The 13,146-nt window shown below is 49.8% G+C and carries 9 protein-coding genes and 2 pseudogenes; 8 read left to right on the top strand and 3 right to left on the bottom strand.

Features of this window, described 5'->3' with window-relative positions; genetic code table 11:
- Window positions 1-21: 21 nt before the first annotated feature.
- The gene (locus H9L05_RS02525; protein WP_187732903.1) at window positions 22-3,417 is read right to left on the bottom strand and encodes a TonB-dependent receptor; all 3,396 of its coding nucleotides are present in this window, start codon (window positions 3,415-3,417) and stop codon (window positions 22-24) included.
- Between the two features lie 147 nt (window positions 3,418-3,564).
- Complete coding sequence (locus tag H9L05_RS02520) at window positions 3,565-4,176, bottom strand: C40 family peptidase (protein WP_223284689.1); 612 nt, start codon at window positions 4,174-4,176, stop codon at window positions 3,565-3,567.
- Window positions 4,177-4,276: 100 nt separating this feature from the next.
- Between H9L05_RS02520 and H9L05_RS26660 the strand changes: the two are divergent.
- Window positions 4,277-5,697 (top strand): annotated as a pseudogene (locus H9L05_RS26660) (FAD-binding oxidoreductase).
- Window positions 5,698-5,802: 105 nt separating this feature from the next.
- Here the strand turns inward: H9L05_RS26660 and H9L05_RS02510 are convergent.
- Window positions 5,803-6,396, bottom strand: a complete 594-nt coding sequence (locus H9L05_RS02510; RefSeq protein WP_187732902.1) for an acyl-CoA-binding protein — start codon at window positions 6,394-6,396, stop codon at window positions 5,803-5,805.
- Between the two features lie 34 nt (window positions 6,397-6,430).
- On the opposite strand from H9L05_RS02510, the gene asnB reads away from it, so the two are divergent.
- From asnB to H9L05_RS02475, 7 genes and pseudogenes are all read left to right on the top strand, one after another.
- A complete protein-coding gene (asnB, locus tag H9L05_RS02505) occupies window positions 6,431-8,338 on the top strand; it encodes an asparagine synthase (glutamine-hydrolyzing) (RefSeq protein WP_187732901.1) in 1,908 nt (635 codons plus the stop codon).
- A 60-nt stretch (window positions 8,339-8,398) separates the two neighbouring features.
- Window positions 8,399-9,744: pseudogene (locus H9L05_RS02500) on the top strand (UDP-glucose dehydrogenase family protein).
- A 44-nt stretch (window positions 9,745-9,788) separates the two neighbouring features.
- Entirely contained in the window at window positions 9,789-10,730 is a 942-nt protein-coding gene (locus tag H9L05_RS02495) for a UDP-glucuronic acid decarboxylase family protein (protein ID WP_187732900.1), read from the top strand.
- A gap of 9 nt (window positions 10,731-10,739) precedes the next feature.
- Window positions 10,740-11,144: a sugar 3,4-ketoisomerase gene (locus tag H9L05_RS02490; protein WP_187732899.1), complete on the top strand. Its 405-nt coding sequence runs from the start codon at window positions 10,740-10,742 to the stop codon at window positions 11,142-11,144.
- Window positions 11,132-11,422 (top strand): hypothetical protein, encoded by a 291-nt coding sequence (locus H9L05_RS02485; RefSeq protein WP_187732898.1) that lies wholly within the window; start codon window positions 11,132-11,134, stop codon window positions 11,420-11,422. The genes H9L05_RS02490 and H9L05_RS02485 overlap by 13 nt, the downstream gene beginning before the upstream one ends.
- 26 nt (window positions 11,423-11,448) lie before the next feature.
- Window positions 11,449-12,072: a GNAT family protein gene (locus H9L05_RS02480; protein WP_187732897.1), complete on the top strand. Its 624-nt coding sequence runs from the start codon at window positions 11,449-11,451 to the stop codon at window positions 12,070-12,072.
- A 33-nt stretch (window positions 12,073-12,105) separates the two neighbouring features.
- Complete coding sequence (locus tag H9L05_RS02475; protein WP_187732896.1) at window positions 12,106-13,050, top strand: glycosyltransferase family 2 protein; 945 nt, start codon at window positions 12,106-12,108, stop codon at window positions 13,048-13,050.
- Window positions 13,051-13,146 lie beyond the last annotated feature (96 nt).

Raw genomic sequence — 13,146 nt, 5'->3', positions numbered from 1 at the left:
AGAATCTAGTAATAGCTTGGTTTAGTTGAAGATGTAGCGCAAGCCAAACTGCATGTAGTAAGTCGAAGCCAGAGCGTTATTATTTCTGAAAGTAGAAGTAATAGGCTGACCGCGGTCCGTAGCCAAACGGAAAGTTGGGCGAACAGCACCGTCTGGGTTAAGAGCAGCCGTGTTCGTTGGAACCAGGAGAGAGGAGTTATTAATCGATCTCACGATGCCCCAGTTTTCGTTGAGCAGGTTGCCAGCATTGAAAATGTCAAGGCTGAACTGTAGCGTGTTGCGCTTCTCACCAATATTCAGGAACAGGTCCTGCGTAAGCTTCACGTCTACCTGATGACGCCATGGCTGCAGAGCACCATTCCGCTCAGCGTACTGACCTTTACGGTCTCTCAAGTAGTCATCCTGCTCAATGTACTGGAAGAACAAGTCTTCCTGACGAGCTCCGCTAACAGTACCAACACTGCCACCATAGTTGAAATCAGTGAAGTCGATTTCCGACCCGTCTTTTGGCACGTAAATCAAATCATTGCTCTGTCCGTCACGGTTGAAGTCACCACCATAGATGTACGAGAAACGACCTTGTCTGGAACCCTCGTAGAACAGCGAAATAGTAGTGCCTAGGTGACCAAAATATTCCTTGCGGTAAGACAAAGAAGCAATTAAACGATCTGGAACTACGTAGTTAGCGTAGCTAAGCTCTGGGCTGTTAGCGTTGTTAACAATTTGGGTAATTGACCAAGTGTTCAATAATTGGTCGCCAACGCCGTCGAAAAGGACTTTCGCATTGCTACGTACGTAAGCTACTGTAGCAAATAAGCCTCCCTCAAAGCGCTTCTCCAGCTTACCAGCTACTGACCAGTAGTAACCTTCGGTACCATTATCAAGAACAACCGTATTAAAAGCCTGTGTGCCTAAAGCACTACCATTAGGTACTGGCTGATTAGGACCAGGGTTAGTAGCGCTAGGAACAGCACTGGCTGGCGTCAATGGGTTAATAAATTTGTCACGAACGGCACTTGGGTAGATCGGACGATTGTCAGGGTAGCCAGCTACGTTAAGTGGCTGCGCTTCCACTAAGTTAGGGTTGCGGCCATATGCGATTGTAAGGTCTTTGTTGTAAATACCTTCCAAGGTGCCTACGATGCCGAAAGGCAACTGAGCATCAACAGCTAAGGTGCTCTTCCAAGTCTGTGGATTCTTGAAATTACGATCCGTAGCACTGAGCGTACCTGGCACTTGAGTACCCCCTGCTGGAGGAGTATCAGGGCGGTAAGCTGCTGGATCTGGATTAAACGGACCAGGAGTGCTTGCGCCAGACGAAGTAGTAGTGAACTGAATCAAGCCAGCATCGCCGGACTGGGACACAATCCATACGGTAGGAACACGACCAGCGAAGAGGCCGCTACCACCGCGAACCTGCAGCGTGCGATCACCTTTAACGTCATAGTTGAAGCCCAAACGTGGTGACCATAGTACGCGGTTCTTAGGCAGCACACCCGTATCAATTTGTTCGCCGTTAGCAAATGCCAGCCCAGCTACTATCGGGTGCGTTTGAATCTCTTGTACATCCAAATAGGAGTTCAATTCAGCCCGCAAGCCAAGGGTTACCCGCAGCTTATCGGTCACGTTGATTTCATCTTGGGCATACAAGGAGCCCTGTGCAGTTTTGAAGCGAGGGAAAGCCTGCTCAAAACCGGGAAGGAGAGAATAGGTAAGGGCAAAATCACGTGGCTTTGCTCCGCTCTTGAATTCATCCCAAGAGTTAAACGTATAATAGCTGGTTGCAAAACGCTGGAAACCGTTTCTGGTATTTTGCAAGTCAAATTGGAAACCACCTGTGAGATTGTGAATTCCAGTTGAGAAGTTCACATAGTCGACAACCGAGTAAGTTTCTACATCGCGCAGGTTACCGAAGGTGAAGGGCTCGTAGCCAAATGAAGTAATTGGATTTACACCTGGGGTGATAGCACCGGTAGTTGGGTTAACACTGCCATCCAAAATGTCTACGAACGGAAAAGCATCGCTGTCGGAACTACGTGGGTCATTCTGATTAGTGTAGGTAGCACGTAGGGTGTTATAGAACTTACTGGCGAAGGTGCCATTCCATTCAGCGGCCAGCGAGTAGAAGTTAGCCTCCTGATAGTAGTTCGAATTTTTGAAAGGAAGAGCGAAATTACTCGTCCGCGTGTTTGGGAAAGCTGTCAACGGGCTACGGGAGGTACTAACCGAGATTGGATCTTTGCTCTCTACCTGGTTGTAGCGAATGCTAAAAGTATGATTGTTGCTGATGTTCCAGTCTAAGCGGCCCAGCAGAGTCGTGCGCTCTCTCTCGAAAGGATAGGCTCCGTAGCCACCGGTTTCGTAGTTGTAGGTGTCGCGCAGGTACGTGCCGACCTCGTCCAAGAACGCAGCGGTAGGCCGTACAATGTTAGAAGGAGTACCTGGTGCGCCAAACGGCAACTCTGGGGTAGAGGGTAGATCCTGCTGGCCAGGAGTAGTAGCTTTTCTTTGCTCTGCGTTCACAAAGAAGAACAACTTGTCTTTGATGACCGGACCACCTAAGCGAAAGCCATATTGCTTTTCATCTAGCTCCTGCTTTGGGAAGGTTTCGTCGCCTACTTTATTGCCCTGTTGCTTATCACCTCTCCAGTAAGTATAAACCGAACCAGAAAAGTCGTTGGTACCTGAGCGAGTTACCGCATTCACGGCGCTACCAATGAAGTTTGACTGGCGAACGTCAAAGGGAGTTACGTTTACAGTAATTTCAGACACAGCGTCCAGGGAGATGGGGTTACCACCGGCGGGAAGGTTGCCACCAATACCGAAGTTGTTGTTGAAGTCGGAGCCGTCGATAGTAATGTTATTCTGACGGTAGTTACCGCCTCCAATAGCCCCTTGCGAAGTCGATGAGGCTTGCGGCGTCAGACGCGTGAAGTCGTTTAGGTTACGGCTGATAGTAGGCAGACGCTCAATTTCCTGGGTGCTTACGTTCGTAGTAGAACCAGCACGGCCAGCGCTGAGCACAGAACGGGAATCTTCGCCCGTAACAACTACACCAGCAAGCTGAGTGGTAGCTTCACTCAGGTTTACGTCTAAGCGCAAAACCTGGCCCAAAGTCAGGGTAATGTTCTCCCGTACAGCTTCTTGATAGCCAATAAACGTGACACGCACGTTGTAAGGACCACCTACGCGCATATTCTGGAGGTTGAAGCGTCCTTCAGCGTTAGTAGGAGCTACATACTGCGTGTTGGTCGGAGTATGAACGGCAATAACTGTAGCTCCAGGTAGTCCGGCACCAGTCTGATCGGTAATAATACCGGTCATGGCTGATGTAGTAGTGCCCTGTGCCCATCCCAGCCGCGCCGTACAGACGCTAAGCAGAAACAACAGCAAGTAGCGTAAACGTAACTGTTTCATAGAGAGAAAAAAAGGTGAAAAAAGAAGAAGCCAGACGACGGCGCTGCAAAAGTACTGATGACTTTGTAGCTGTGCATTACCGAATCATTAACTATTCTACTAAAAGTTGATAGATCCAATTTGCGGCCGCAAAGGTAGAAGGCAATTTCACAACTTAGGTCGTACAGCCTTAATAAATCTGCTGAGGTAGTAATCAGTATCCAGGCTGTTCTCAGTGACCCCTAAAGAGCTGGAAGCGTGAATAAACTGGACGCTTTCGGCCGTGGCTTCAGTTACCATGCCTACATGTGTAATGCGGTTGCTACCCGGAGAAGCACCAAAAAATACCAGATCACCTACCTGCAACTCCTGGGAGCGAACTGGAGTGCCCCATTCTGCTTGCTCATTAGAGGAACGCGGGATATCTACGTTAATAGCACTAAACGAAGTGGCAAGAAGCCCTGAGCAATCCATGCCCAGGCGGGTGGTGCCACCCCATTTGTAAGGTGTGCCTTCGTACGAGCGCGCCGTTTGAATAACAGTGGCTAACTCCCGGCTGATATTGGCAGGCAGCGGCCGGCGAGCCCCACGCTTTGAAACTATCTTGGTTTTACCTCGTGATGAAGCGTACTTGCCTTTCGTTTTGGATCCGCCTTTGCGCCGGTCAGCGGCTTTCATGCGGGCCATTTCCCGGGCCGAATAATAGCGCCCGTTGCGATAGTTCACTTTTTTTGCGCCGCCGCAGCTTGCCAGCCACGCCAGCGTTATTAGTAGCAGCATAGCAATCAGACGGCTATACTGTCTCGAAACATGTACCTTCGTAGGGTGTTTCTGCATTGGCGCAAAGATACTCGAATCAGTCATTTGCTTTCAAATTTCGATGAATTTTCAACCGCTCACCCCCGAATTACTGGTGGCTTTTGAGGCCATCGTGGGCCCTGCACACCTTTTCACGGCTCAACGCGCTGAAGCCGCCGCTACTGCTGATGCCTACGCCGACTATGGCCGCGACCACACGGAGGATCTGCATTTTGCCCCTGATGTCGTCTTACGTCCGGCTAACGCTGAAGAGATCAGCCAAATTGTTCGTTTGTGCCACCAGCACCACATTCCGGTCACGCCTCGAGGTGCAGGCACTGGATTGAGTGGGGGCGCCTTGCCGATACACCACGGCGTAGTGCTCAGCACGGAGCGGCTCAACAAAATCATTGAGATTGACGAGCGCAACCTGCAGGCCACCGTCGAGCCGGGCGTCATCAACCAAGTGTTTCAGGAGGCGGTGCAGGCGAAGGGCTTATTCTATCCGCCGGACCCGGCCAGCAAGGGCAGTTGCTTTCTGGGGGGCAATTTGAGCCAGAGCAGTGGTGGTCCGAAGGCCGTCAAGTATGGCGTAACCAAAGACTACGTGCTCAATTTGCAGGTAGTGCTGCCCACGGGCGATATCATCTGGACCGGCGCCAATGTTCTGAAAAACGCCACTGGCTATAACCTGACTCAGCTGATGGTGGGGTCGGAAGGGACGCTGGGCATTATCACGCGCGTCGTCTTTCGGCTGATTCCGCATCCAAAGCAGGATATCGTGCTGCTTGTGCCTTTCCGCGACCAAACGCAGGCGGCAGCGGCAGTATCAGAGATATTTCGGGCTGGCATTGTGCCTTCCGGAATGGAGTTCATGGAGCGGGAAGCTATTGAGTGGTCGGCGCGCTACCTGAATATTCCGCTCAATTTGCCCCCGACATCACCGCTCACCTACTTATTGAGCTGGATGGCAATGAGCTGGAGCAGCTGTATAAAGATGCTGAGCTGGTGTATGGCGTGCTGGAAAAGTATGACATCGGCGAAATCCTGCTCGCCGACACGGCCGCTCAAAAGGAGGAACTGTGGAAAATACGGCGCAACGTGGGTAATGCCGTTCGCTACAACTCTGTATATAAGGAGGAAGATACCGTCGTGCCCCGTGCCGAATTGCCGACCTTATTAAAAGGCGTCAAAGAAATTGGTCAGCGCTACGGATTTACTTCCGTGTGTTACGGCCACGCCGGCGATGGCAATCTACACGTAAATATCATTCGGGGCGACCTGGATGATACGATGTGGCACGAAGGACTGGCCGCGCCAATCCGGGAGATATTTCAGCTTTGTGTAAAGCTGGGAGGTACTATTTCCGGTGAGCACGGTATCGGGCTGGTACAAAAACCATACATCGGCATTGCGCTGGGGGAGGTGCAACTGAATATGATGCGTGGCATCAAAAGCGTATTTGATCCGCACGGTATCATGAACCCCGGCAAGATTTTTTAAAACACGCACAAAAAAAGCCCCCAGAACGAATCTGGGGGGCTTTTTTCGTGCGTGTTTTAGAAGGTGGAGTCAACCAATCTCAAGGCTCTCCTATTTCTGAAATTCCTAAATAGATTCTTGGTCGCCCTTTAGCTTATCCTCGCCGCCGTATGGTGCGCCTGCTGTGATATCACCGCGCAAGCCACCCGTAGTAACGCCTGGGCCAGTGCCAGGCTGCTGAGAGACGGTAGTATTCTCCGGGTTCACCTGCGAACCAGTTGCTGGCTGACCAGTGCCCGTAATAACGGAGGCTTGCTCGCCAACCGGACCGGCAATTTCATTCACCTTGTCGATATATTGACGTTTCGCATCGTCCTCGCTAACGCCTTTGAACTTGCTCCAAGAGTCCCACTGAGCCTGCGACATGCCAGGCGTACCGCTAGGATTGTCGGGACTGTCGTCGCCAACAACTTCACCTTTGGTATCGTGGTCGCCCTCGGTTGCTTGCTTATATAGGCCATAGAGTTCTGTCATATGTGCGGCGGCCTTATCGCCCGGCAGGTTGTCTACACGCGCGACGGCGGCTTCGAATTGTTGCTGTAAGTCCATTTGCTGCTGAAGATTCATGACAAAAATGAGTGGAAAAAAGCGGTAAGCTAAGCTGTGTACTACCGTGGCACGGCTTTGGTTGCAGATGCTTGCGGCTACTTTTTTGGGCACACGTCTTTATAGTTTGTACTTTTGCCCGCCAATTATGTGTGGAATTACTGGAATATTCGCTTTCTCTGACGCTGGTCGCAATTCGCTCGCCGCATTGCCCGCTTCAACCGATGCCATTATCAGCCGTGGGCCTGATTCTCAAGGGCATTATGTGTATGACAATGTAGGCCTCGGCTTCCGCCGCCTGGCTATTCTTGACCTTTCCTGCGACGGCAATCAGCCTATGACCGATGAGTCGGGGCGGTACACGATTGTCTTCAATGGTGAGATATTCAACTTTCGCGAGCTGCGGCAACGGCTTGTTCGTAAGGGCCATCAGTTTCACTCTCAAACTGATACCGAGGTTATTCTGCGTCTCTACATCACGGAAGGCCGCAGCTGCCTGAAAAAGCTCAACGGCTTTTTCGCCCTGGCTATTTACGATAAGGAGGAGGATTCGCTGTTCATCGCCCGCGACCGAATGGGAGTGAAGCCTTTGCTGGTCTACCGCGACGAGGACAAGCTATTCTTTGCCTCCGAAATGAAGTCGTTGCTGGCTTTAGGAGTGCCTCGCAAGATGGATTATGTAGCCCTGAGCCACTATTTGCAGCTCAATTACATTCCTGGCCCTGCCACTATCTTTAAAGGAGTTAAGAAATTACTGCCCGGCCATTACCTCTATGTCAAGGGCCAAAAGGTAGTTGGCAAGGCGTGGTATCGTATTCCCTACGATCCAAAAAAGACGCAAAAGAATAAGCTCAGCTACGAACAGCAGCAAAAGAAGCTGCTGGAATTGATGGATGATGCCGTAGCACGGCGCCTAGTTGCTGACGTACCATTGGGCTCTTTCCTCAGTGGTGGCATCGATTCTTCCGCTATTACTGCTCTTGCAGCTCGTCATACTCCCCACCTGAATACTTTCAGCATAGGTTTTCGGGACGAGCCCTTTTTCGATGAGACGAAATATGCCAATCTGGTAGCCAAAATGCACCAGACGAACCATACGGTCTTTTCTCTCACGAATCAGGACCTATACGATCACATCTTTGATGTGCTGGAATACATCGACGAGCCCTTCGCTGACTCCTCGGCGCTGGCAGTATATATTCTGAGCAAGCGCACGCGCGAAAAAGTGACCGTTGCGCTATCTGGCGATGGGGCTGATGAGCTGTTTGCCGGCTACAACAAGCACATGGGCGAGTTTCAGATACGGCAGGGCGGCTTCAAGGCCGAAGCTGTGGCTGGTCTGGATTTCCTGTGGGACATTCTGCCCAAATCGCGCAACTCGTTTTTTGGCAATCGTATTCGTCAGTTTCAGCGGTTTTCCCGGGGCATGCTCAGCGGTCCGAAAGACCGTTACTGGGACTGGGCTTCCTTTGTAAGCGAGCGTGACGCCCGCAACTTGCTGAGTCCAGCCTCCCGGCGTAAAGTAGGGAAGAAGCTGGCCGAAAAACGTCGGCGCGACATCTTACAGCACTTGCATGCAGATGGCGACCTGAACGAAGTGCTGCTCACCGACATGAACTTGGTGCTTCCCAACGACATGCTCACTAAAGTGGACATGATGAGCATGGCGAACTCCCTGGAAGTGCGGACGCCGTTTCTGGATTATAACGTCGTCAATTTTGCTTTCTCACTACCAGTAGAAAGTAAAATCAATGCGAACATGAAAAAGCGCATTGTACAGGATACCTTCCGCCCGATGCTGCCGGAAGAGCTGTATAAGCGTCCGAAGCATGGCTTTGAGGTCCCGCTGCTCAAATGGTTTCGCAATGAGCTGCGCCCCTTAATTACCGACGATCTACTTTCTGACGATTTTATTGAATCCCAAGGCGTTTTTGACGTAGAAGCCGTGCGTGCGCTCAAGGCACAACTGTTTTCTCGTAACCCTGGTGATATTCATGCTCGTATCTGGGCGCTTATTGTATTCCAGCATTGGTGGAAAAAATGGATGATGGGTTAATTTGCCCCCAGCAACAATTTAAAACATAAACTCAGTAGTTTCTTACGCTTTCAATAGACTATGAAAATCGCAGTAGTAGGCACCGGTTACGTTGGTCTGGTTACAGGCACATGCTTCGCCGAAGTTGGTATTGATGTAACCTGCATTGATATCGATCAGAAAAAGATTGATAACCTCAAGCAAGGTATTTTACCAATCTACGAGCCTGGCTTGGAGGAAATGGTCTCGCGAAACGTAGAGAAGGGCCGTTTGCACTTTTCCACTAGTCTTGCCGAAAGCATTCACGATGCTGATGTGGCATTTATTGCGGTAGGAACGCCCCCGGCGAAGATGGCTCTGCTGACCTGAAGTATGTGCTGGCGGTAGCCCGCGGTATTGGTGAGCACATGAACAGCTACGGTGTTATCGTTACCAAAAGCACCGTGCCCGTAGGTACAGCTGCAAAAGTGCGTGCCGAGATCGAAAAAGCCCTTGAGAAGCGCGGTGAGAACATCGATTTTGATGTTGCCTCCAACCCTGAGTTCCTGAAGGAAGGTGCCGCCATTGATGACTTTCTCAAGCCGGATCGTATTGTAGTCGGTGTGGCATCAGAGCGTGCCGAAGAGGTAATGACCAAGCTGTATAAGCCTTTCCTGCTCAATGGTCATCCTATTATCTTCATGGATATCCCTTCGGCTGAGATGACGAAATACGCCGCTAACTCCATGCTAGCGACCAAAATTTCGTTCATGAATGATATCGCCAACCTATGTGAGATAATGGGTGCCGACGTGAACAAGGTCCGCCAAGGCATTGGCTCCGACGCTCGCATCGGTACTAAATTTATTTATCCCGGTATTGGCTACGGGGGCTCCTGCTTTCCCAAAGATGTAAAAGCACTTATCAAAACGGCCGCTGAAAATGGCTATGATATGCAGGTGCTCAAAGCAGTTGAGAATGTTAATGAGGCGCAGAAGTCGGTGCTATTCGACAAAGTGAATAAGCACTTCGGTGGCGACCTGCAAGGCAAGAAGATGGCAATCTGGGGCCTTTCCTTTAAGCCCAAGACTGATGATATGCGTGAGGCACCTTCTTTGGTTATTATTGAGCGCTTACTGGAGGCTGGCTGCACTGTATCGGCCTACGACCCGGTTGCTATCAAAGAAGCGAAGCATACGCTGGGCGACCGGATCACTTATGCCAAGGATCAGTTCGAGGCTTTGATTGATGCTGATGCATTGCTTATCGTAACGGAATGGCCTGAGTTCCGCTCACCAAACTTTGAAGTTCTCGGCCGCTTGATGAAGCAGAAAGCCATATTCGATGGTCGTAACATTTACGATGCGAAAGAACTTAGCGAGGTAGGCTTCACTTACCATTGCATCGGTATTCGGGCTAATCATAAGGAACCAGTAGTTCAGGCCTAATACCTATCCAAATACATTCACAAGCACTTTATCAGTTAGCGCGCATGTCCGATAAGAAACGCATACTCATTACCGGTGGTGCCGGCTTTTTGGGTTCTCACCTTTGTGACCGGTTTTTGGCAGAAGGTTACCATGTTATTGCCATGGATAATCTCATCACAGGTGACTTATCCAACATCGAGCATTTGTTTGGCCAGGAAGCTTTCGAGTTTCATCATCACGATGTGTCCAAGTATGTGTTTGTACCAGGCAAGCTGGATTACATTCTGCATTTTGCTTCACCCGCTTCGCCAATCGACTACCTAAAGATTCCGATCCAAACTTTGAAGGTTGGGTCATTGGGCACGCATAATCTGTTAGGGTTGGCGCGTGTTAAAAATGCACGTATCCTGATTGCCAGCACTTCGGAAGTATACGGTGACCCAGAGGTTCATCCGCAGGTGGAAGAATACTTCGGCAATGTAAACCCTGTAGGTCCGCGCGGTTGCTACGATGAAGCCAAGCGTTTTCAGGAAGCCATTACCATGGCGTATCACACGCATCACGGGCTGGAAACACGTATCATCCGCATCTTCAATACCTATGGCCCGCGCATGCGACTCAATGATGGCCGCGTACTGCCAGCATTCCTCTCGCAAGCGCTAAGGGGCGAAAACCTGACTGTATTTGGCGATGGCTCCCAGACGCGCTCTTTCTGCTACGTCGATGACTTAGTAGAAGGCATCTACCGTCTGCTACTCTCTGACTATCCACTGCCCGTGAATATTGGCAACCCATCAGAAATTACGATCAAGGAATTCGGTGAGGAAATCGCAAAGCTGACAGGTGTAGAGTTTAAGCCAACGTATCAGGCCCTGCCTGAGAATGACCCAATGAAGCGTCGGCCTGACATCACAAAAGCCAAAGAGATTTTGGGCTGGGAGCCTAAAATTGACCGGGCTGAGGGCTTGCGGCGGACGCTGGAGTATTTCAAAGATAAAGTTTAGGCGTTGCACATGATGAAGCCTTATTTAATAGAGTTTCCTAAAATAGGAGACTCTACTATTGGGTTTATATCTGTAACAGAGGAGCTACGTCCCATTCCCTTTGAGGTAAAACGGACGTTTTGGACATATTACACTCCAGAAAGCATCGTCCGTGGCCGCCACGCGCATCACCTGACTGAACAAGTGCTCGTGGCGGCGGCAGGCCGCATCACCGTGACGACTGAGATGTCGGATGGTACGATTGACGTATATCGTTTAGAAGATCCATACATTGGCTTGTATGTGCCACCAAATGCTTGGCATACAATGCAGTATTCGCATTCAGCTGTGCAATTGATCTTCGCTTCTCAGCCTTACGACGAGAAAGACTACATACGCGAGTATGAGCAATTTCGCAGGATATGGAAGAAGTAAATCCAACATTACTTACGCAACGAGCATCAGCACTAATATTTTATTCCCCGTATATTTCTCTTCACAATATAATTTCCCCTGAGCGCCAGCAAGAGCTATTTGGAGTAGGCAAAGCGTCACGGTTTATCAACGAATCTGCTCATAATAAGGTATTTAACCACAAATCAAGTCAGCTCTTATTTTCTGATTTGCCTTGGGATACACAATTCTTTGCTATCCCCACTTATCGTTTGCTAACGGGGCTTTTTCATGAGAAAAGCCCCCAGCTGATCGGTTAGCCGCTGTAAAAGCATTTGAGACTCAATTGGCAGCTTCAGGTGCTTACTACTGTTTTAGTGAAGTACCCAGTGAGGATACTGTGCTGCTTCAGACATTAACAGCCAGCGGCTGGCGGCTAGTAGAGACACGTTTGCTGTTTTATCATGATAATCTGGAATCGTTCGACCAAGAGCGCTACCCGGTGCGCTTGGCTAAGGCAGAGGAAGAGGCGCAAATAGCGCAGATAGCTGCGGAGAATCGAAATGATTTTGATCGGTTTCATGCCGATCCATGGTTTGGTACTGAACGTGCCGACGCTTTCCTGGCGCGTTATGCAGGCGCTGCGGTACGCGGTTACTGCGATGATGTTCTTGTACCCGATGAACCCGGCTTACCACTTCAATCTTTCCTAGCCATCAGTGACTTGAAGGATGATGCCGCTTTAATAGGAGTAGGGTTGTCCAGAGTGGTACTCACAGCTGTAGGCCCTCAAAATCGGGGGTGGCATTTGAAGCTAGTATCTGAAACAGTGCACCGAGCTCGTGAAAAAGGAGATAAGGCTGTTTTGATGACTACGCAAGCAACCAACCGGGCCGTATTCCGCACGTGTGAGAAATTAGGCTTCAAGCTGGGAGGCAGTAGTCACATATTATCTTTCCACGGTGATTAAATTGTACGACAATTACCGTTTCCCCGTCTTTTAATGCCCAGGCTATCTGTCATCGTTCCTTGTTACTATAATGAGGACAATATTCCGATTACAGTGCGAGAATTGGTTGCCAACGAAGCCCGGTTTCCCACTGAAGTCGAATTTGAGTACGTTTTTGTAGATGATGGCTCTGGTGACCGGACACTGGAGGTATTATTGGAAGCCCGCGCCCAATACCCCGATCGAGTTCGTGTCGTGGAGCTAGCGGGAAATGTAGGATCGTATAATGCTATTGTGGCCGGCATGGCCCACGCGACTGGTGACTGTATGGCCGTTATTACCGCCGATATGCAGGACCCACCGGAGCTAATGGTGCAGATGTATGACCACTGGCTGAAGGGCTTTAAGTTAATTATTGGTAATAGACAGGACCGACAGGAAACTGGTTTAGCAAAGACGTTTGCCCAAACATTCCACTGGTTAATGAAGCATCTGGCCCTGAGCAATATCCCGGATGGAGGCTTCGATTTCGTCTTTTTTGATCGTCAGGTAGCCGAGGAGGTATTGAAGATGCATGAGCGCAATAGCAATGTATTCTACCTCATGGTGTGGCTGGGATATCCGTATGTGAATATCCCGTATGTGCGCCGTAAGCGTGAAGTGGGCAAGTCGCGCTGGACGTTACAGAAAAAGATAAAATTGTTTATCGATTCACTGCTCTCTTTTTCCTACTTCCCAATTCGGGCTATTTCAGTCGTAGGCCTTTTATTAGGTATAGTTGCCATGCTATACGGATTGTACGTTATCGGTCTGAACATTTTTGCCCCCCAGGCGCCTACTGGTTGGACAACCTTAATGGTAGTCGTACTATTTGTTTCGGCTTTTCAGATGATTGCGCTTGGAATAATAGGGGAATACGTTTGGCGCGGGCTGGATGCCTCTCGCAGCCGACCATTATACGTAGTAAAAAATACCTATGGGAATGAGGTATCGCGTTAGGAAGTAATTCAATATCAGAGGGTACTTTACTTGGGAGCAGCCTTTGGTTCTGGTAATTGCCTTACAGATTTCCAAAGTTTTCATCTTATTCTGCAG

The sequence above is a fragment of the Hymenobacter qilianensis genome, assembly GCF_014489555.1.
GTDB lineage: Bacteria > Bacteroidota > Bacteroidia > Cytophagales > Hymenobacteraceae > Hymenobacter > Hymenobacter qilianensis.
Note: the sequence above shows the minus strand (reverse complement) of the source record. Positions and strands in the feature narration are given on the sequence as shown.